Here is a 22,209-nt window from a genome sequence, read left to right on the forward strand (position 1 = left end):
TAGTTTATAATTGGCTTAATTTCCGAGTTAAAAGACTGTATTGAGACACTAAATATATTACATGAAGAAAGAAGGTGTTGAAATGTCTGTCATCCTTTTAAAAGAAGAAGAATTTCCTGTTATTAAACAGAGCTCGGATTATGCCATTGTTGCGATTACAAAACATGGAGTAGCCTTAGCTCGATCTTTACATGAAAAATTTTCAAATTCAGATTTGTACTATATGAATAAGTTTGAAGTTGGAGATGAATCTAGTAAAGGGATTCAAATGTTTCAAGGATCTGTTAGAATGCTATTTCCAGCTCTTTTTCCTGTCTATAAAGGGATTATTATTGTTATTTCTCTTGGGGCAGTTGTGCGTATGATCGCTCCTTTATTAAAGGATAAAAAAACAGATCCGGGAATTGTTGTCATTGATGATAAAGGGGAGCATGTCATTAGTGTACTCTCAGGACATTTAGGTGGAGCAAATGAGTTAACTAAGGAAGTTGCTGCTGCAATTGATGCTAAACCTATAATTACGACTGCCTCTGATGTACAAGGTACCATTGCTGTTGATTTATTTGGTCAACGATTTGGATGGCAGTGGGAATCAGCAGATAAATTAACGCCAGTGAGTGCCTCTGTCGTGAATGAAGAACAAATAGCAGTGATCCAAGAGTCAGGTGAACGAAATTGGTGGATGTATGATACACCACTTCCTAATCATATTCATCTCTTTACTTCTATAAAAGAAGCATTAGAACAGCAGCCTCAAGCTTCCTTAATTGTTACTCATCGATTGCTTAACAAAGAGGAAGAGGTTATATTGAATAACGGTGTATTGTATCGTCCTAAAGTAATTGTATTAGGAATGGGTTGTAATCGGGGCACATCTGCTAACGAAATAGAACAAGTAATTAAAGAAACTTTAGAAGAGTTACACTTTTCTATGAAAAGTGTAAAATCAATTGCAACGATAGATTTGAAAAAAGATGAAAAAGGTTTAATAGAAGTAGTTAATAAATACAATTGGAATTTTCAAGTTTATACCCCATCTGAGTTAAATGAGATTGATATAGATCAGCCGTCAGATACCGTTTATAAGTATACGGGGGCTTATGGAGTTAGTGAGCCTGCAGCAAAACGTTATAGTGGTGTTGACAAATTAGTTCTTACAAAGAAAAAATCAGGTAACGTAACGATTTCCGTTGCTGTGATGGAATTTAATGATTAAATGGAGGAATGCATATGCTTCACCATGTAGAAATCTATGTTTCTAATTTAAAGGAAACTATATCATTTTGGGATTGGTTTCTGAAAGAATTAGGGTATGAAGTTTTTCAAAAATGGGATAATGGCATCAGTTTGAAATATCAAGAGACGTATATTGTTTTTGTTCAAACTGAACAGAGGTTCTTAGATGTTCCATACCATCGATGTCGTACTGGTTTAAATCACCTTGCGTTTCATGCAAAATCACAGGATCATGTAGATGAAATCACTTTGAAGTTGAAAGAAAAAGGAATTCAGATTCTATATTTAGACAAACATCCTTATGCGGGAGGAGAAGACTATTATGCGGTCTTTTTTGAAGATCCTGATCGAATAAAGGTTGAGCTTGTTGCACCGTAAATTTGAATCTTATCAATATTTAAAAAAAGTTTCAGAAATTAGAAACGAATAAAGATTTATGAATTTAATTGAATTAAACAAAAAACTTTTTAAAATAATGCAATAAGCGTGAAGGGTGAGGTTATGAACAAACAACGACGTATCGTGATCGCAGGAACAGGGAGTGGTGTTGGTAAAACAACCACTACCATTGGATTGATGGCAGCCTTTAAACGTAGAGGATTAACTGTACAAGGATTTAAATGTGGTCCTGATTATATTGATCCCACCTATCATACGGCGGTAACAGGCAGAGTCTCTCGTAATTTAGATAGTTGGATGACTTCTGTAAATACAGTTCAGGAAATTTATGATCGTGGTAGCAAAGGTGCGGATATCTCTATTATTGAAGGTGTAATGGGTTTTTATGATGGTAAAAATCCAAAAACAAATACGGGAAGTACGGCAGAGATCAGTTTATTAACAGAGAGTCCAGTCATTTTGGTAGTGAATTGTCAGAGCATGGCTAGAAGTGCTGCAGCGATTGTAAAAGGTTTTCAAAGTTTGGATGAAAAGGTGAATATAGTAGGTGTCATTGCAAACAAAGTAGGTAGCGAGGGACATTATAAACTTGTGAAGATTGCTATTGAGCAAGAATGTGGTATACCAGTCATCGGATATTTGAAAAGGGAGGAGCACATTCATATACCAGAGAGACATTTAGGGCTAATTCCTTCAATTGAAAGAGGAGAATTGGATTCGTTTTTTGAAATCTTAGCGGATTTAATAGAACACACGATAGATTTGAATCAATTGTTACAATTATCCGAAGCCCCGGTTTTAGAAGTTTCACCAGAACTATTTAAAGAAAAAGAGAACAGACCATTGGAAAAAAGCATTTCAATCGCAGTTGCCAAGGACGCGGCATTCCATTTCTACTATCCTGAAAATTTAGAGCTGCTTGAAACCTACGGAGCAAAGATTGAATATTTCTCACCTTTAGCTGGAGAAAACGTCCCAGAAGGAGTAAAGGGATTATATATCGGTGGAGGTTTTCCAGAAGAATTTGCAGAACAACTTGCAGAAAATTTGGATGTGAAAGAGTCGATCAAACATACCATTGAAGCGGGTATACCAACATTAGCAGAATGCGGTGGATTTATGTATTTAACGGAGGAGATTGAAACGACAGATGGGAGTAAACTTCCTATGGTTGGTCTCATTCCAGGTAAAGTAAAAATGCAAAAGAAACTGGCGGCTTTAGGTTATAGAGAAATCAAAGGAAATACAGGTAACTTTTTATTAGAAGATCAGATTGAAGCCAAAGGACATGAATTTCACTATTCTACTTTTGAAGCAAACAAAACATTTGAGTATGCCTATGAAACCAAAGGGATGAGAGGATTAAAACAAGAGGGCTACTTAAATCACAACCTTATTGCCGGTTATATTCATTTCCATTTTGCTTCCAACCCTAGTATAGTAAAAAATTGGATCGAGAAGTGTGTTTGGTAGATTTAAGAAAAAAAAAGTAAATGATAGATTTGATGAGTATATAGTAGAAAAAAGCAATTAAGCTAAACAAAATCTCTTTATACTAGATTTTTTAAAACTAGCAAATACAATATATGGTGGGTTATAATCATATTCACCACTATATATTGTGGTGAATACAGTTTTGAAGGAGATTATATGAAAATTGTTTATGCTTCGAAAACAGGTAATGTGAGACGTTTCATAGAGAAGTTAAATGTTGAATCCATTCAATTGCATACAAAGTTAAAGATGCATGAGGAATTTATTTTAATTACATATACAACTGGTTTTGGGCAAGTTCCTGAAGAAGTTGAACAGTTTTTACAATTTAATTACCACCGCATGGTAGGCGTAGTAGCAAGTGGGAACAGAAACTGGGGAAGCAACTTTGGTAGAAGTGCAGATATAATTGCTGCTCAATATGGGGTACCTGTATTACATAAGTTTGAATTATCTGGTACTACGAAAGATTTAAAGGTATTTAAGGAAAGGGTGTTACTCGTTGAAGCATATTGAGCTTAATAATGAAGTAATGAAACAACAAGATGATTTTTATCAATTAGAAAAGGATCAAGAGGCTGTAAAAGCGTTTATGGAGGAAGTGAAAGAAAATACCGTTCAATTTAATTCCTTAAAAGAAAGAATAGATTATTTAGTAGAAAATGATTTCTATTATGATGTATATCAAGACTATTCCATTGAACAAATGGAAGAAATCTATCAGCTTGCTTACTCATATGATTTTCAATTTCAATCATATATGGCTGTATCCAAATTTTATAAAGATTATGCCATGAAAACAAATGATAAGAAAAAATATTTAGAACATTACCCAGATCGAGTAACGATTGTAGGTTTATACTTAGGTCAAGGGGTCTATAACAAAGCTAAAAAGTTGGTAGAGGCCATGATGGAACAAAGATATCAACCTGCTACGCCAACATTCCTAAATGCTGGTAAAAGCCGCAGAGGTGAGATGGTTTCCTGTTTTCTATTAGACATAGATGATAGTTTAAATTCTATTAATTTTAATATAAATACTTCAATGCAATTATCCAAAATTGGTGGAGGAGTTGCATTAAATTTATCTAAACTTCGTTCACGTGGAGAATCTATTAAGGAAGTGGCTGGGGCAGCTAAAGGTGTATTACCTGTTATGAAATTGCTGGAAGACTCTTTTGCTTATGCTGATCAAATGGGTCAACGTAGAGGTTCTGGCGCAGTTTACTTAAATATTTTTCACTGGGATGTTATTGAGTTTTTAGATACGAAAAAAATTAATGCAGACGAAAAAAGCAGGATACAATCTTTGTCCATCGGATTAATTATACCGAATAAATTTTTTGAATTAGCAGAGAAAAACGAGCCATTCTGTATGTTTGCACCTTACTCTGTTCGAAAAGAATACGGTATTCATCTTGATGATTTAAATATTGATGAGATGTACGATGAGTTGTTGGCTAATCCTAATGTAGAAAGAAAAGAAATGAATGCAAGAGATATGTTGATCAGAATATCTTCTACTCAGTTAGAATCTGGGTATCCTTACATTATGTTTAAATCGAATGCTAACAACCAGCATGCCTTAAAGGGCATTGGTGAAATCAAAATGTCAAACCTTTGCAGTGAGATATTTCAACTACAGGAGACATCCATCATTAGGGATTATTCGGAGCCTGATGAAATCAATCGAGATATCAATTGCAATTTAGGTTCCATTAACATTGTGAATGTGATGAAAACAAAAAAAGTTAGAGATTCAGTTCATATGGGAATTGATGCCCTTACAACCGTGTCTGATTTAACGAATATTAACAACGCTCCAACCGTAAAAAAAGCGAATGAAGAATTACATTCTATTGGTTTAGGTGCAATGAACTTACACGGGTTTTTAACAAAAAACAAAATTGCCTATGAAAGTGAAGAGGCGAAGGATTTTGTAAATACATTTTTTATGATGATTAATTTCTATTCCCTTGAAAAGAGCATGTTCATTGCACGAGAGCGTGGTCAAGCTTTTAAAGATTTTAGCAAGTCTGAGTATGCAAAGGGGACTTATTTTACGAAATATATAGTGAATCACTATGCTCCAAAAACAGAAAAGGTAAAAGATTTATTTGAAGGAATTGAAATTCCTACAAGTGAGGATTGGAAAAACCTACAACAACAAGTACAACAGCATGGATTATACAATGCGTATCGTTTAGCGATAGCACCTACTCAGTCTATTAGTTACATTCAAAACTCTACCTCTAGTGTTATGCCAGTCGTAGATCGTATTGAAACAAGAACGTATGGAAATTCAACGACGTATTATCCAATGCCATTTTTATCTAGAGAAAATCTATTTTATTATAAATCTGCATTTAATATGAATCAGTTTAAATTAATCGATTTAATTGCAGAAATTCAACAACATGTGGATCAAGGAATCAGTACAATATTGTATGTAGATAGCAATATTTCAACTAGAGAGTTAGCAAGGTATTACATTTATGCAAATAAAAAAGGTTTGAAGTCACTTTATTATACGAGAAATAAAAGATTAGATATTGAAGAATGTACATCTTGTGCGGTTTAATGAAGGAGTGGAATGATGAAAGCTGTAAATTGGAATCAACCTGATGATGACTTTACGAAAATGTTTTGGGATCAAAATTTGCTGCAATTTTGGATAGATACAGAAATTCCTTTATCTGAAGACAAAATGAGCTGGATGGAATTAAATGATACAGAGAAGGAAGTTTATAAAAAAGTGTTGGGTGGACTCACGTTGTTGGATACAGAACAAGGTGGATTAGGGATGCCATTAATTAGTCAAAATCTTGAAGGTTTACAACAAAAAAGTGTGTTGGGTTTTATGGGAGCAATGGAACATATTCATGCAAAAAGCTATAGCAGTATTTTTTCAACGTTATGTACCACTGAAGAGATTAATGAGATCTTTACGTGGGTAGAAGAGAACGAATTTCTTCAAAAAAAAGCTAAAATGATTTCTACTAATTATCAAAATATTAATACGAAATTAGATCAATATTTAGCCATGGTTTCTAGTGTATTTTTAGAATCTTTTTTATTCTATAGTGGATTTTATTATCCTTTGTTTTTGGCGGGACAAGGAAAACTAGTGCACAGTGGTGAAATCATTAATTTGATTATTAGAGATGAATCTATTCATGGTGTTTATATTGGATTGTTAGCTCAAGAAATTTACAAAGAGTTAAATGATGAAGAAAAGCTAGAAGCAGGTTTAAAAGTGAAACTACTATTACAAGAGTTATATTTAAATGAAGAAAATTATGCAAATGAATTATATGGTCCATTAGGAATACAGGAAGATGTGAAACAATTTAGTAGATACAATGCAAATAAAGCATTAATGAATTTAGGATTAGAGCCAAGTTTTCCAGATGAAGAAATTAATGCGATCGTTTTAAACGGTTTGAATACAAATACTAAAAACCATGATTTCTTTTCAACAAAAGGGAACGGTTATATTAAGACATTAAATGTAGAAAAATTAACGGATGATGACTTTGTGTTTGAAATGAATTAACAACCCCTTCTGCACCTGATAAGTGGATGTTGTTAAATTACAAGAATCTAAGGAAGCCTTTGAATGAATACACATGAATATGAAACACAATTGATGTCCATCGGAAATGAAAAGGGGGAAACATTTCGAATAGATGCACTTCCTTAAATGGTGAATACTGTTAATAGTAAAGGTTAGGAAATTTATTACCACTCAATTAATTTGGATTGAGTGGTTTAATTTTATTAATCCTCTCTTATTTGAAAAATAGTTTTATATTACTTTTCCTATCAAAAATAAAATAATTAAGTTTTCTTACAGCAGATTAAGATGTTTTAATGTGGGCATGATTAGAAATTAATAGATAAAAAATAAAATGGTAATTGTGATAGATAAGTAGAGTAGAAAATTAGGAAATACTCATATATGAATATTAATTTGAAAGTTGGACTATTATGATTAGAGGAATAAGCTTTGAAATTACTAATGAATATGGAGTTTTTATTGCAGATATATTAAAAACAATTGATATTACTAAATTTAATTGGCAAATTAGTAGTGGGGAATTTTATGATCAAGCAGGTGAAGAACTTTTCTCTGAAGAAATTAAAATAATTGATGGAACTGTTTTTAAAAATCAATTAGAAAACAATTCGTATTATATTGTATTTGCAAACTTGAAGGCATACCCAAAAGAAAAAGTTATTTCAAAAATTGAATCGTATGAAGAGTTTATAAATAGTGAATGCCAACTTGTTCTTTTAATAACAGATAGCTGCTACACAACGATTTATTGCAAGGAAAAAGAAGAACTTGAATTGTTGTATCAAAATGTAATAGATTGTGGCTTTAAAGATGTTCAATATATTACGGATAAAAATGACTCAAGAACAAGGCTAACTGTGAATTAAAAGCTTTGTATTTAAAGATGTTTAATAAAGTATTTAAAATTGATAAGACGATATATTCATTTTATTAATTTTGTTAGACCAGATGAAATTCCACGTGATATTATTATTTAGATAAAAAAGTTTAAGGTGAAGATAATGAGTAAAAAAATTTTAAAAATAACACAACATAGAGAGTTTTCAGTACCTTCAACACCATGGATTATGAAACAAACCTGGAACGACTTATTGTTTGCTCATTGGCCTGTTCGTGTCAACGAGATAAGAGATCATATTCCTTCTAGTTTAACTGTTGATGAGTTTGATGGTTTTGCTTGGGTAGGCGTTGTTCCTTTCCATATGAGTAAAATAAGAATGAGGTTATTACCACCAGTTCCTTTTACATCCTCCTTTCCAGAAATCAATGTGAGGACGTATGTAAAGTATAAAGGGAAGTCAGGTGTGTATTTTTTTAGCTTAGATGCGATGAATCATTTGGCTGTATTTATGGCTAGGAAGTTTTTTTCTTTAAAGTATTATTATGCACATATCAAACATTACAGAAAATCCGGTAACCACAATTATGAAAGTAAGAGGATGAAGAAGGATAAAGTATTGGCAAGCTTTATCGGAAGTTATAAACCTACATCAAAGCCATACAGAACAATTAAAGATTCATTGGATTATTGGTTAACCGAAAGATACTGTTTATTTTGTATTGATAAGGATTATTTGTACAGAGGAGATATTCATCATTTGCCATGGGAACTTCAACATGCAGAAGCTGAAATTGTGGAGAATTCAATGACATTACCGGTAGGAATACATTTATCTTCCGAAAAACCCATATTACATTTTTCTAAAAAAATGGAAGCTTTACTTTGGCCGTTAACTAAGGAGGACTAATGATGAATTAAACAATATTATTTTTTATTATTGGAAAACTACCTGTGTAATGATTTCAGCAACAATGGTTAAGGTAATCGTATTTTTAAAAATTAAAAAGTAAAAACCCTCGACAAATTTTTGTAGGTCGAGGGTTTTTTATGTTCAGTAATGTTCTAGATAAAAATCAATAGCACAATTTTCCATGAAAATGGTAATATTATATTAAAAATCTCAAGGAGGAAAATAATGAAAAAACTATTAATTGGTGTATTAATAGGCCTTTTTATTGGAATTACAAGTACAGTAGGAGCAAGCGTATTAAAAGAATATATTATTAAAGAAGCAAATTATCCTATTGAAGTAAATCAGGTTTTATATGAGAGTGAATCATTACCTATTTTAAACATGGAAGGACATACTTATGTACCTTTACGTGTAATAAGTGACCTATTAGGGACTAAAGTCAGTTGGAACAATAACAAGGTCGAAATAAATGAAATATACAATTATATAATAGTTGACCACACATATTCTCAAGATAAAAAGGAGTTTATTCGTCAATCTAATTTAATTCATAAATATATAAATGATAAAGATAAAGCAGGTTTTCAATCTATGTTTCACGATGACAGTCCCCAAAAAATATCATGGACTGAGGGTAAAGTAGTAATATCTTTGACTAATCCCCGAATTAAAGAAATGAATGAAAATGAAGCCGTTTTTTTGGTAGACCAGACATTTCGTGATTTAGACGATAATCAAAAAGGAATATATAAATGGACTGAAGCTGAATTTACGTTTGTAAAACAAAATAATGAGTGGAAAATAGTTGGATTTAATAATTAGAACAAATAAAACACCTAATCCCTACTTATCTCTTAGTATTGTTTGGGTTTGAAGTCCCATGATTTGCTAAAATTCTATATTTTTTTAACTTAAAATATAGTGTTCCCTCCTTTTTTATTCCATTAACTATGATTAAAGAAATAGGGTTTTGATGTCCTTGAAAAGTTACTTCATAATACAGATAAAAACATGTAATCGATAAATAACATAAGTTATTTATCTTTTTTTGTCTTTTGTCATTTTAAAATGTGCGTAGCATTGATCAAAACCTTAAAATACTAATTTAGAATATGTAAGTTTTATATAACCAGAACGTTTAAGTAAGTCATCCTATTATCTGTTGTTTCAAGAAGTCTATCGTCTTGGTTTCAATTACTTTTAACTATCAAAAGTTTTTTACAGATCCTACCTATCAGTTATTCACCCTTTTTATCAATAACTAATCACTCGTCTATACGTTTCTTCTATCCACGCATAAGATGATTAAAGGAATAGCGTTTCATATACATGTTTCAAAAAATATAGATAATCTTATCACTGTGAATCCGAATTTTCCTGCTCCCTTCCCATAAAAAAATAATAAAAATATGAAAGGAGATGAAAATATGAATAGACTTATCGTTCCAACTGATTTTTCTACGATTCAAGAAGCGGTTGACGCTGCCCATCCAGGCGATATCATCGAGGTTCTTGCATCAGGTGGACCCTACGCTGGCGCAACAGTCTCAACGAACGGCCTTTCTCTAAAAGGCATAGGTGATCCTGTTGTAGAAGATTCTTCTAATGGTTTTTTTCTTAACGGCGTTTCAGGTGTCTCCATTGAGGGTTTTACCGTCCAAAATAGTGTTCACGGTATAAATTTATCGTCTAGTAACAACAACACGATTGAAAAAAATACCATTCAAAATAATAGTGTTAGTGGTGTAAGTTTATTGGCGAGTGATAGCAATAAAATTAAAAAAAATATTGCTAAAAATAATAGTGTTGATGGGTTAAATTTATCGTCTAGTAACAACAACATAATTGAAAAAAATACCGTTCAAAATAATATTGTTCAGGGTATATGGTTATCTTCTAGTAACAACAATACAATTGAAAAAAATACCTTTCAAAATAATGGTATTCATGGGATAACTTTAGCGTCTAGTAATGACAACAGGATTGAAAAAAATACCGTTCAAAATAATAGTGTTAGTGGTATAACTTTAGCATCTAGTAACAACAACTTGATTGAGAAAAATATCATTGAAAATAATGAACTTAACGGTATAACTTTAATGACTAGTAACAACAATATGCTTGAAAAAAATACCGTTCAGAATAATTTCCTTAATGGTATAAATTTATTAGTTGGTAGCAACAATACGATTGAAGAAAATATCGTTCAAAATAATGGTTCTGACGGCATAGAATTAGAACGTTCAGACCACAATACGCTTGAGAAAAATACCGTTCAAAATAATGTTTTTGACGGAATAGAATTAGAAGGTTCAGACCACAATGCGCTAGAAAAAAATACCGTTCAAAATAATGTTTTCGACGGAATAGAATTAGAAGGTTCAGACCACAATGCGCTTGAGAAGAATACCGTTCAAAATAATGCTTTTGACGGAATAGAATTAGAAGGTTCAGACCACAATGCGCTAGAAAAAAATACTGTTCAAAATAATAGTGTTGATGGTATAGAATTATTAGGTTCATTCAACAATACGTTAGAAAAAAATACCGTTCAAAATAATGGGTTTGACGGGATAGAGTTAGAAGTTTCTCGGGACAATACTCTAGAAAAAAATACCGTTCAAAATAATGGTTCTGACGGGATAGAGTTAGAAGTTTCTCATGACAATACGCTTGAAAAAAATACTGTTCAAAATAATGGGTTTGACGGAATAGAGTTAGAAATTTCTCACGACAATACCCTAGAAAGAAATATTGTTCTAAATAATGGTTCCGATGGTATAGAGTTAGAAGGTTCTGACAATAACACGATAGAAAAAAATACGGTTTCAAATAATAAGGTTAACGGCATTAACGTTGCATCAACTAGTGAACAAAATATTGTGATTAAAAATACTGCTCTCAATAATGAGGATATAGATCTTGTCGTTGATCCAAATACGAACACTGTCGCAAACAATATTTGTAATACAAGCGATCCCGATGGACAATGTGTGGGTGGTTGTTAACAAAATGCTCCTGTCAATGAGGAAGGCTTAGGCTTTGGGTAAGAATAAGGTTTTATTGCCTGAGACACAGAGGGAAAAATAAAAAGAGGTATTCACTAATTCAACATTTAGTGAATACCAGGGCGAAAATATAATTTAAATAATAAAAAGTAAAAGTTAATTATTTATTTTTAACTTTTTCTAATACAAATCTTAATTATGTCTTTTCCAACAAATTTATAAGCTACTTGTTCATTTGTTACAGGATGTGTACCAAAGTTTTGCGTTTTAGCAAATACTTCACACAATACACTTGAACCTGTGATTGTAAAAGAGTCATCCTCATTAGCATCTTCTCGATTAATTATACATTGGAAAGGAAAATCATCAGTAATGATATTTTCTTCTTCAACCCCGTTATCTAAGACTGCAGTATAGGTGATCGTCTTCTGAATAAAACCATTAATAATCACTTTTTCAGGACATACTTTTTCTATCTCAGCAAAGATTTGATTACTACTAGAAATAGTTGCATTATTTAGTGCAGGTGGTATTAACTGAGTATTTCCTTCAACAACAACCTCACAACAAGTTTGTGGGTTATTATCAATAATTGGACCAGAGACTACCTTCATTGGTCTCATCATCTCATTATCTTCATGGTCTAAAATATGGCAGTGCCATACATACCCAGGGCCAAAAGTGGGATCAAATGGAAATTGATTTAATCCAGGTTTGGAACCTCCAGTTTCAACATTTTGTGGTGTAAAACGTAGTCGAAGTATGGTCACTTCATTTGGGTTTGCTCGAACAGTATCCTTCCATCCTTGCTCATTCAAATCTGGCTCTATAGGTTTGCCTATAAGATAATCTTCAACATCTAAGGGTATCGTTGGATGTTGAAGCGGGGGCTTGCCATTTAGACTTTCCCAATCCGCTAAATATCTTTCAGCGTCAAAAAGCTGACGACTGACTAATTGAAACTGTATCAAGTGTACGTGAATAGGATGGGTAGCTGCTGTAATGTTAGCTAACACCCAATCCACTGTTGATCCGACCTGTGGCAATTCTGAGATGGGAGAAGCCCACTTTTGACCGTCTAACAATAATTCTATAGGGCCTGGATCTGTTTCTTCACGTACTACATTTAGAGTTAAGGTTTGTTTAGGAACATCCGGAATTAATTGCGGTATTTCATTTAGTATTGGTGGAAGAATTACAGGTTTCTCTGAAGGTGTATCAAGGACAGTGAACTGCATAATTTGCCCCGTTGTCTCTGGATCTGGACGATCACCACCAGGGAAAGGAGCAAAAGCGTCGTTAGTTATAATAATTTTAGTTCCGGGATCTTGTTTTGAAAAATCAATTAATACGTCAGCGCGCTCTGCTGGAGCAATTAGAATTTCAGTCAGTTCCACTGGACAACGTAAAAATCCTCCATCGGAGCCAATCTGCATAAATGACTGACCATTAGATAGCTTTAAATTATAGAATCGGGAATTTGATCCATTGTTAAACCTGATACGATACTGTCTTCGTTCAACGTTGAGGTTTGGCCAAACCTTACCGTTAACCATAATGACATCACCTAAAAAATCATTAACCCAATAAGGATGAGCATCAGGATTAACACCGATGTTAGGGAATAATAATGAACCATCTTTATTAAATGAACGATCCTGAATAACGATAGGGATTTCAAAAGGTCCACTTGGAAGAAGAGGCTCTATTATATTATTAGGATCTCTTAGCAAATAGAATCCAGCTAAACCTGCAAAAACATTAAGTCGTGTGATACCAAGAGCATGGGCATGGTACCAAAGGGTAGTAGGTTCTTGTTGGTTTGGATACGTATAGCGAGATTGAATGAAGGCAGGACCTGTTTTTTCTTCTCCTGCTGTAAACCACGAATCTGGACCTCCATCTGAATCAGATCTAACTTCTCCACCGTGCAGATGAGTAGTTACAGGAACTGGACTTTGTGCTAGTGGATATCCTGGTGGAAAAGGTTGAAATGGTGGTTCTGGTGTGGGTATATTATTGGGATTTGCCCAATGTAGAGTCGGATCCACTGGAAGAAAATGTGGATCAGTAAGGTTATTTACCCACTGAACATTTATTGGGATTCCTCTTACAGCTTCAAAGGTAGGGCCTGGTGTACTACTAAAACATGATCCGTCTTCAATAATTCCCTCATAACCCCACACAAATGTCTCAGGAAATCCAGGTGGAAGAAGTTGTTGTTTAAATGCAGTTATAAACACTGTATAATTATGGCTTAGTTCTTCATTTGTAGATGGATCCCTTACAATGGTAGGTTTAAATACAGAGGGCACCTCTACTTGATTCACATATTTAGGAATTGATCTAGGATCTAAAGGATGAGTCATTTTTTACCTCCTAAAATTAGTAATTAATAACTTAAATAGGAAAAAATGTATCTAATAAAAATATATGAATTATAAATCTCGACATTCGTGTCAAAGAAATTTTTTTAATCATGAGAATTATTAGTGAACGTACCAAAGCTGGTTTAAGGGATGCTAGATCAAGAGGACGAGAGGGAGGTAGACTTTTTAAAGATCTGAAAAAGTAAAGATGGGTTTAAAACTATACGATAGTAGGCAGTATAACCCTTTAGAATCGGATAAAAGTATAAATTGGCAAGGTTAGACTATTTTTTTTAGTTAAGTAGCAGTACTGTACTTTTTGGTTTAAAGAAGGAAGGGAATTGAATTCCCTTCCTTCCTATAAATATGATTATTTGATCATATAAATGAGAATCTTACCCAAATATCATGTAAATTTAAAATGCTATGATATTATTTATTTATTTTGCCCTTTGAGAGACTTTCTAAATCTTTTTTAACTAACCATATAAATGATGTGATTTGTTTGAAACTCTTACACTGTAATCTCTATAAAACCTTTTTAGTTATAGTTTTTATGTGAATCAATTTCCAGTAACAGTAACTTCATAATGAACAGACTCTTCATCAGTTTCCCAAGTATATACACTAAGTCTGTATTGCTCTTCTGGGATAAGATCATCTATTTGTTGACTATTATATTGAGAATCCACCCAAGCTACCATTTGATCGTCTTCATCGAAAAGAATCCAGTTGATGGGAGCATTTCCTTCAATCACTTGTAAGTCAACTATTATAGAGTCTACTAAAGGAATGATTTGATAGTCTACGCGGTCATCTTCTCTATCTAAAATCCCTCTCTTATCAAGCAGAATATCTTTTTGTAAATAAAATTCAAAGGATTTTGTGATATCTACAGTACCACCATTAGCTCTTAAAGTTGCATAAATAGTAAGGACTCCATTCGTAAATGTTCCTTGTTGTTCAACGATATCAGAAACCCTGCTGATGTTATCGCCACCAAGGATAATGCTCTCTTCTTGTCCATCCTCAGTATACAATAACCATTCAGCACGAATAGATTCACTGGTTCTTGGTGGAGGAGTAGTATCATCGGGACCTCTAGGAGCTCTAATGACATATGCTTCTCCATCTATATTTAATATTGTATTTAGATCATTTAAAGTTACTGTTCCGCTAGCTTCAACACAACCTTCATGTGTTTCGGAACTGTAAGGAACTCTGATTTCTTCACAAACATCAATCAAAAAACTCATTGGTTCCCCAGCAGGTGCAGTAGCTGCAGATGCTGAAATAGGAAGAGATACAACGAATAAAGAGATAATGACAAACAATTTAAACTTACTATATTTATACATCAGTTCTCACCTTTCATATTTACAATTTTATAGAGATTTCAAGAGCATAAATCACATCACTTATTTGATTATGATTAACCCCTTAATAAAATTACCTTAAATCACCTACTTTACAAAAAATATCCATATAACATGAAATGTAATGGTAAAATGGTTTGACCTTTTGTATTATAGTATTAATTGGTAAAAAACACAACTGGTTTGTTAAAATGTTTACAAATATTTAACAATTATTATTTTTCAAATATATAAATATTTAAAGAGTAATAGTTTTTAAGAATAGAAATTATGATGAGAATCATTGTTAGAATTGATGTGTTTGTTTCTGGATGTTATGATATAGAACAATAAATCAGTATTTACTTTTCACGAAGTTGTAAATTTTCAAATCTATGAGGTGCTTACAATTGAGAAATGAAGATGTAGTAATGGGTCAAATTCTAACTTATGCAGAGAATAATGATATGGTTAGAGCAGTCATTTTAAATGGATCACGTGCTAATTCAAATATCAGAAACGATATATTTAGTGATTATGATGTTGTGTTTCTAGTGAAAGATCCTAAATATTTCGTTGATCATCAGGAGTGGATTCAATATTTTGGTGAGACGATCATTATGCAACAAAATGATATCGATGAAGATAATGGTGTAGAATCTTATATATTTTTAATGATTTTTGAAGATGGAGTAAGAATAGATCTGTTGTTTCGTTCAATAGAGAAAATAGATAAGTGTATGGAAGATAGTCTTAAAGTAAAGCTTTTGGATAAAGACAACATATTACCTGAATTCGAACCCGCAAATGAGGAGAAATATTATACACAAATCCCAACGAAACAAAAGTTTGATAAGGCTTGTAATAACTTCTGGTGGTGTTCAACTTATGTAGCTAAAAGTATTTGGAGAGATGAATTATCCTACGCAAAATATATTTATGATGTAGTCATGAAAGATCATATGCTTGATTTGATTTCTTGGTACATAGGTAGCAAAAATAATTGGAAAGTAAACACAGGTTCACTTGGTAAATATTACAAAAAATACTTACCTATAGAGTTATGGCACTCTTTTGAAAAAACATATTCTGGATCAAGTTATGAAGAAATTTGGGAGTCGCTTTTTGAAGCAGGAAAATTATTTAGAAAACTAGGGTTGGACACTGCAGAGCATCTTGGTTATGAATATCCAATTGAAGATGATGAAAAAGCAACTGAATATCTTAAAAAAGTAAAAGATCTTCCCAAAGACGCTATGACAATTGTTTAATGCATCTATAACACAAATTAATCAGGTTTTAAAATTTAGAAAGAAGGCAAAATTATATGGTTAAAGCTAGATTAATTCAACAAGATGAATTAGAAGATCTTTTATCTCTATACAAATTTCTAAATCCACAAGACCCTGATCTTCATAAAGATGAACATTTACCATTGGAATGAGATCATGTTAGACGATTATATGAAAATTATTGTTGTCACACATCAAGAGCAAATTGTTTCATCGTGTGTCTTAGTGATAGTTAAAAACTTAACTAGAAGTGCTAGACCATATGGATTGATAGAAAATGTAGTCACTCATGAAGATTATAGAAAACAAGGATTTGGAAGGATGGTTCTAGATAAAGCCATTGAAATAGCACAACAAATGAATTGCTATAAATTAATGCTTTTAACTGGTTCAAAACGTGAAGAAATTCATCAATTTTATGAGAAGGTTGGATTTAAGAAAGGGTTGAAAACGGGATTTATGATTAGATATTAACTTTAGTATCAAGCCTGTTATATTCAATTTTGATTATGGTTTATAGCTTTAATTTAATGGTTAAAAATTTAATTGTAAAATGAGGTATGATCATGGACCCTTTTAAAATATTAAATAAGATAATAGAAAGATATAAAAATATATTAGATGAAAATCTTGTAGGCATATATTTACATGGTTCTTTAGCAATGGATTGTTATAATTCTTCAAGTGATATAGATTTTTTAGTTGTAGTAAATAAACCTATCCCACTAAAAACAAAAAAAGAATTGATTAATGCCATTATCAATTTAAAAAATGTACCTCCAAAGGGAATTGAAATGAGCATTATATTAGAGGAATATGCCCAGAAAATAGTTCATCCTACACCATTTGAACTTCATTATTCAAATTTTCATAGAGACAGATATTTATCTGATCATAATTATATATGCGGTGATTCTGAAGATCCAGATTTAGCAGCTCAGTTAAATATAGTTGTCCATAGAGGGATTTGTTTATATGGGAAAGAAATAGAAGAGGTATTTAATGAAGTACCGAGAGAAGTCTATATTAACTCTATATATTACGATGTTCGTAATGCAAAGAGTGAAATCCTAGAAGATCCTGTTTATATTATTTTAAATTTGTGTAGAGTTTTATATTATTTAAAAGAAAACGTGATTTCTTCAAAACTTGAAGGTGGGGAGTGGGGTAAAAAAAACCTATCAAAACAGTATCGTAAAATTGTAGAAGATGCTTTGAAGGTATATAAGGATGACTTATCAGATTACGACTTTAATTATCAAATGTTAAATGAATTTGCCGATTATATGTTAATTGAGATCCATGAAATGATAGGAAGGACATAATGATGGAATCAATAAATGAAGAGGATGATCAAATTATTAAAATAGATTTTCTGATTTGACTAAAGAATAATCACCCTCTTCAATTTCTGGATTCAAGCACACTTTGAAATGCTTGCCATAGATCCTTCTTCCTCTCAATTTCTTTATTTACAAGTTTTATTCCTCGATTATAACTTTCTTCATCTTTAAACCATGTAATTTGGATCCATTTGGAATGATTAGCGTTGTATATTATATGTACAGATTTCAAATCAATATGCTTTGCATAAATTGCTGCAGCTTTTTCTTGTATTTCTAAATATTCCTCTTCCTTATTTGGTTGTATACGATATTGATATATTTTTACAAACACAAATTATTCCCCCTCCCAATATTTTTTGTTCCATTTACAACATATAATCTACCATTACTAATTCTTTTTTAAAGTATCAGTTACCTCCATTATGTTATGTAAAAGAATTTTACCCAGTCACAAATAGATGTTTAAGCACCTAGAGATGATTTACATAGTAAAATGGTAATTTGGAAAAGATTTTTTAAAATCAAAATATATCTATGGATAAGCCATAATTTACATAATAGAACTCATTTAAATTTAAAAAAAGAAAAAATCATCTTGCAATTCTACCTACTAATAGGTAGAATGTGTTTATGAGGTAGTGAAATATTTATAAATACTATCCAAGTAAATTCATTTCTAATTATAAGGAGGAAATTATTTATGTTATTTAAAGGCAAAGTTGTTATTATTGCAGGTGGAAGTTCAGGGATTGGAGAAGCTGCTGCTAAACAATTTATTGATGAAGGTGCTAAAGTAGTAATTAACGGTAGGAGAGAAAATTTACTCGTTGAGACAGCAAAACAGCTTGATCCAACGGGTGAAAATATCGCATATGTTGCTGGTGATATTAGCATGAAATCAACATCGGAAGAACTAGTGAAAAAAGCTGTTGATACTTTTGGGGGAATTGATGTGCTGGTAAGTAATACAGGGATTTTTAAACCAACCGGTTTTCTAGATCATAAAGAAGAAGACTTAAACAGTTATATTGATGTCATTCTTAAAGGTACGTTTTATACAGCACAAGTCGCAATACCTGAAATGAAAAAACGTGGAGGAGGAGCAATTGTGAATACAGGTTCAATGTGGGCAATCCAAGCCGTTGAAGCTACACCTTCAACTGCATATTCAGCGGCTATGGCAGGCAGACACGCCCTTACAAAAAACCTTGCTGTAGAATTCGCAAAAGACAACATTAGAGTGAATGCAGTTGCCCCAGCAGTCGTTGAAACTCCAATATATAATTCGTTCATGACAGAAGAGGAAGTATCCAAAACTTTACCTTCCTTTAATGAGTTTCATCCAATTGGAAGGAATGGACAACCAAGTGATGTAGCTGAAACAATTGTGTTTTTAGCTAGTGACAAGGCATCATGGATTACTGGTCAAGTATTACCTCTTGATGGTGGTGCTACTTCAAGATTAAGATGATCATTATCTTTAAGCGTAAAGAGATTTACTAGAAATAATATAAGAAAAAACCAGTGTTGCTCTATAAACGATTTTGAGCATACTGGTTTTTAGTAGTTCATTAAGAGGTTAAAGCAGGATATCTTTACTTAAATTTCTTCATTCATTAATGCTTCCATGAAAGTAAGTTGATAATGTCAAAGTGTTTTTAATAAATTGTTCACCATGGTATCGTATTGATCTATTTCTCCAGAAGCTCTAACCAACAATTGAGCGCCTTGTACAAAAGTCAGCAATAACCGAGATTGCTCTGATAAACTATCAGAAAAAGAAGAATCATCACTTGCATTTTTTTGAGCTAAGACCTTTTCAATCCATTTTTGATTATCTAGAAAAAAGCGATTGATATCATCACGGATTTCTTCTGGAAATGAAGATATTTCTGCTGCCATCATAGAACATAAACAAATTTTAGAATCATTTTCTAATGTCCTGCGATACAATAAGAAAAAAGATTTTAGTTTATCTAGTGGATCGCTAAATTGTTGATCGATTTGGTACAGGTTATTGAGAAATTCCTTATTATAGCGCTGTAGAACTGCTCGAACCAATTCTTGTTTGGTAGGAAAGTAGTAATGTATACTTGCTTTTTTTATGCCTATAATTTCAGCTATATCCGCATAGCTAAAACCATTATAACCATATTTCTGAATAAGGTGACGTCCTTCATCTAATATTCTTTCTAAAGTACTATTATTTTTTTCCATAATTATATTCTACCATTTAGTAAGTAAGTCATCAACCAATATGAATGTAAAAGAAATTATAAAAAAAGAATTTACTTTTAAAATCTTCCAATTTCGTTAAAAACATAATTTAAATATTAGATGGAACAACTTAAAAAGGTAAAAATTGGTTAGGAAAAATATTAACGCAAATTAAGAGAAGATATTATTGCCACAGAATAATAAGTTCAAGATGCTGCCTAAAAACATTTCTTTTAAATGATTAAATCATAAGAGGATGGTAGGCATTTTTAGTAGTTTAATAAGGCATTCATATAATGTAATGATGCAATAATGCGTTAAAGTAATATATTGTAAATTATCCATTGAAATGGAAAATAATGATTGACCAATAGCTTGTCTTAAATTACAATATAAGTAATTAAAGGCAAGTATGTATACTTGTTTGTTATTCATTTTGTACTTTTCTAATCATAGTTATAGTTATGAAAGGGCTTACAAAATTGTTAGAAAGATCAATGTTTGTTTTTAAATTAAAGTCATTTTTATGAAAGAAAATGTACTCTATACATGTTCTTTTTTTCTGTGATAAACGTATTTATTAAATATACATGATTCATAAAACAATAAGATTAGATTTACAAATTGAATATGAAAATACTAGAAAAATTAGTTGATTGTTTGTAACCTCTTGCCTTTAAGGAATAGTGGTTTATTCGGGGGTGTTATCTTACGTATAACTGGAAGAAGGCTTTAACCAAATGGTACTAAGCAAAAAATATAAGAGGTGATTTAATTTGACATATGCAAACATAAAAACTGCTTTACCAGGACCAAAATCAAAAGCAATTATGGATAAAATGGAACGATTTGTTGCTGAAGCAAAAGTGAAAAAAAGCTTAGTCCCCTCTATTATTAAAGAAGCCAATGGTGCTGTTATTAGAGACATAGATGATAATACTTTTATAGACTTGGCTGGTGGTGTAGGTTCTCTAAATGTGGGTCACAGCAACCCGTTAGTTGTTGATAAAGTTATAGAAACTAGTAAAAATTATACTCATACTGACTTCACGGTCATCCCTTATGAACCTTATATTGATTTAGCAGAAAAGCTATGTATGAGAGCGCCAGGGACATTTCATAAAAAAGCCTGTTTTTTAAATTCTGGTGCAGAAGCAGTCGAAAGTGCAATAAAAATTGCTAGAAAATATACCGGCAAGAAAGCAGTCATTTGTTTTGAAGGTGCTTTTCATGGTAGGACATATATGGCTCTTACCTTAACTAGTAAAGTAAGACCATATAAAGCGGAGATGGGGCCGTTTGCTTCAGATGTTTATCGAATTCCTTATCCTTATATTTATCGTTGGCCGGGTCATCCAAGTGAAGAAGAAGTATGTGATATTGCCATTGAGCAATTAAAAAATGTGTTCGAATATAGAGTTGCTGCAGAAGAAACTGCTGCAGTAATAATTGAACCCATTCAAGGTGAAGCTGGATTTATCGTACCTCCTAAAGGGTATTTGAATCGAGTACAACAATTATGTAAAGATTTAGGCATTCTTTTTATCGTAGATGAAGTACAAACTGGTTTTGGTAGAACAGGGAAGTTTTTTGCAGCTGAACACTTTGGATTAGAGCCTGACTTAATTACTATAGGTAAGTCTGTTGCAGCTGGTTTACCTCTCTCAGGTGTAATAGGTAAGGCAGAAATTATGGACGCAGCTGGTGATGGTGCAATTGGAGGAACGTTTGTAGGAAATCCTGTTGCTTGTTCTGCAGGACTTGGTGTGTTAGAATCATACGATAAGTTGGATTTAGGTGATAGAGCTAACAAAATTGGTGAAAAAATAAGAGCAACTTTTGAGGCTCTTTCAGAGAAATCTTCATTAGTAGGTGAGATCAGAGGAGTTGGGGCTATGGTCGCAATTGAACTAGTGAATGATCAATCTACTAGAGAGCCTGCAACCGAACAAACCACTAGAATCATTCAAGAATGTGTTCAAAGAGGTGTGATTTTATTTAAAGCTGGAATATATGGTAATGTATTAAGATTTTTATGCCCTTTAGTAATTACCAATGAACAACTAGATGAGGCACTAACGATTATTACGGAAATTATTGAATCTGTGGAAACAGTTCAATCACATGGATGATATTATTTAAAGCTAAAAAGGGTGGTA

General features: G+C 32.3%; 19 protein-coding genes. 15 read left to right on the plus strand and 4 right to left on the minus strand.

Annotated elements, in window-relative coordinates:
* Positions 1-82: 82 nt before the first annotated feature.
* From ERL59_RS03020 to ERL59_RS03065, 10 genes are all read left to right on the plus strand, one after another.
* On the plus strand, positions 83-1,216 hold the full coding sequence (locus ERL59_RS03020) for a cobalt-precorrin 5A hydrolase (protein ID WP_160644359.1): 1,134 nt from the start codon (positions 83-85) through the stop codon (positions 1,214-1,216).
* 14 nt (positions 1,217-1,230) lie between these two features.
* Complete coding sequence (locus ERL59_RS03025; protein ID WP_160644362.1) at positions 1,231-1,614, plus strand: VOC family protein; 384 nt, start codon at positions 1,231-1,233, stop codon at positions 1,612-1,614.
* Between the two features lie 123 nt (positions 1,615-1,737).
* On the plus strand, positions 1,738-3,108 hold the full coding sequence (locus ERL59_RS03030) for a cobyrinate a,c-diamide synthase (protein ID WP_160644364.1): 1,371 nt from the start codon (positions 1,738-1,740) through the stop codon (positions 3,106-3,108).
* Between the two features lie 177 nt (positions 3,109-3,285).
* Positions 3,286-3,645 (plus strand): class Ib ribonucleoside-diphosphate reductase assembly flavoprotein NrdI, encoded by a 360-nt coding sequence (gene nrdI, locus ERL59_RS03035; protein WP_160644367.1) that lies wholly within the window; start codon positions 3,286-3,288, stop codon positions 3,643-3,645.
* Complete coding sequence (nrdE, locus tag ERL59_RS03040) at positions 3,632-5,710, plus strand: class 1b ribonucleoside-diphosphate reductase subunit alpha (RefSeq protein ID WP_160644369.1); 2,079 nt, start codon at positions 3,632-3,634, stop codon at positions 5,708-5,710. The genes nrdI and nrdE overlap by 14 nt, the downstream gene beginning before the upstream one ends.
* Positions 5,711-5,725: 15 nt before the next feature.
* Positions 5,726-6,685, plus strand: coding sequence for a class 1b ribonucleoside-diphosphate reductase subunit beta (nrdF, locus tag ERL59_RS03045; RefSeq protein ID WP_160644371.1), 960 nt, complete (start codon positions 5,726-5,728; stop codon positions 6,683-6,685).
* Between the two features lie 434 nt (positions 6,686-7,119).
* Positions 7,120-7,575 carry a DUF2691 family protein gene (locus ERL59_RS03050; RefSeq protein WP_160644373.1) on the plus strand — a complete coding sequence of 152 codons (456 nt, stop codon included), beginning with the start codon at positions 7,120-7,122 and terminating at the stop codon, positions 7,573-7,575.
* A 135-nt stretch (positions 7,576-7,710) separates the two neighbouring features.
* Positions 7,711-8,457 (plus strand): YqjF family protein, encoded by a 747-nt coding sequence (locus tag ERL59_RS03055; RefSeq protein ID WP_160644375.1) that lies wholly within the window; start codon positions 7,711-7,713, stop codon positions 8,455-8,457.
* Positions 8,458-8,685: 228 nt separating this feature from the next.
* The gene (locus ERL59_RS03060) at positions 8,686-9,285 is read left to right on the plus strand and encodes a stalk domain-containing protein (protein WP_160644378.1); all 600 of its coding nucleotides are present in this window, start codon (positions 8,686-8,688) and stop codon (positions 9,283-9,285) included.
* Positions 9,286-9,890: 605 nt separating this feature from the next.
* Complete coding sequence (locus ERL59_RS03065; RefSeq protein ID WP_160644380.1) at positions 9,891-11,471, plus strand: right-handed parallel beta-helix repeat-containing protein; 1,581 nt, start codon at positions 9,891-9,893, stop codon at positions 11,469-11,471.
* A 170-nt stretch (positions 11,472-11,641) separates the two neighbouring features.
* On the opposite strand, the gene ERL59_RS03070 is transcribed toward ERL59_RS03065, so the two are convergent.
* Positions 11,642-13,840, minus strand: coding sequence for a multicopper oxidase family protein (locus tag ERL59_RS03070; RefSeq protein ID WP_160644382.1), 2,199 nt, complete (start codon positions 13,838-13,840; stop codon positions 11,642-11,644).
* Positions 13,841-14,403: 563 nt separating this feature from the next.
* Positions 14,404-15,198, minus strand: coding sequence for a hypothetical protein (locus ERL59_RS03075; protein WP_160644384.1), 795 nt, complete (start codon positions 15,196-15,198; stop codon positions 14,404-14,406).
* A gap of 407 nt (positions 15,199-15,605) precedes the next feature.
* Between ERL59_RS03075 and ERL59_RS03080 the strand changes: the two genes are divergently transcribed.
* From ERL59_RS03080 to ERL59_RS03090, 3 genes are all read left to right on the plus strand, one after another.
* On the plus strand, positions 15,606-16,466 hold the full coding sequence (locus tag ERL59_RS03080) for an aminoglycoside 6-adenylyltransferase (protein WP_160644386.1): 861 nt from the start codon (positions 15,606-15,608) through the stop codon (positions 16,464-16,466).
* A 177-nt stretch (positions 16,467-16,643) separates the two neighbouring features.
* On the plus strand, positions 16,644-16,961 hold the full coding sequence (locus ERL59_RS03085; protein ID WP_235929769.1) for a GNAT family N-acetyltransferase: 318 nt from the start codon (positions 16,644-16,646) through the stop codon (positions 16,959-16,961).
* A 92-nt stretch (positions 16,962-17,053) separates the two neighbouring features.
* A complete protein-coding gene (locus ERL59_RS03090) occupies positions 17,054-17,812 on the plus strand; it encodes an aminoglycoside adenylyltransferase domain-containing protein (RefSeq protein WP_160644388.1) in 759 nt (252 codons plus the stop codon).
* Between the two features lie 79 nt (positions 17,813-17,891).
* Here ERL59_RS03090 and ERL59_RS03095 read toward each other — a convergent pair whose 3' ends face one another.
* Positions 17,892-18,164, minus strand: a complete 273-nt coding sequence (locus tag ERL59_RS03095) for a hypothetical protein (RefSeq protein WP_160644389.1) — start codon at positions 18,162-18,164, stop codon at positions 17,892-17,894.
* Between the two features lie 369 nt (positions 18,165-18,533).
* Here ERL59_RS03095 and ERL59_RS03100 point away from each other — a divergent pair, with 369 nt between their 5' ends.
* A complete protein-coding gene (locus tag ERL59_RS03100) occupies positions 18,534-19,304 on the plus strand; it encodes an SDR family NAD(P)-dependent oxidoreductase (RefSeq protein WP_160644391.1) in 771 nt (256 codons plus the stop codon).
* 176 nt (positions 19,305-19,480) lie between these two features.
* Here the strand turns inward: ERL59_RS03100 and ERL59_RS03105 are convergent, their stop codons facing one another.
* Positions 19,481-20,050 carry a TetR/AcrR family transcriptional regulator gene (locus tag ERL59_RS03105; protein WP_160644393.1) on the minus strand — a complete coding sequence of 190 codons (570 nt, stop codon included), beginning with the start codon at positions 20,048-20,050 and terminating at the stop codon, positions 19,481-19,483.
* A 776-nt stretch (positions 20,051-20,826) separates the two neighbouring features.
* Here ERL59_RS03105 and gabT point away from each other — a divergent pair.
* Positions 20,827-22,182 (plus strand): 4-aminobutyrate--2-oxoglutarate transaminase, encoded by a 1,356-nt coding sequence (gene gabT, locus ERL59_RS03110; protein ID WP_235929770.1) that lies wholly within the window; start codon positions 20,827-20,829, stop codon positions 22,180-22,182.
* Positions 22,183-22,209 lie beyond the last annotated feature (27 nt).

The organism is Chengkuizengella marina (genome assembly GCF_009910845.1).
Taxonomy (GTDB): Bacteria; Bacillota; Bacilli; order Paenibacillales; family KCTC-33759; genus Chengkuizengella; species Chengkuizengella marina.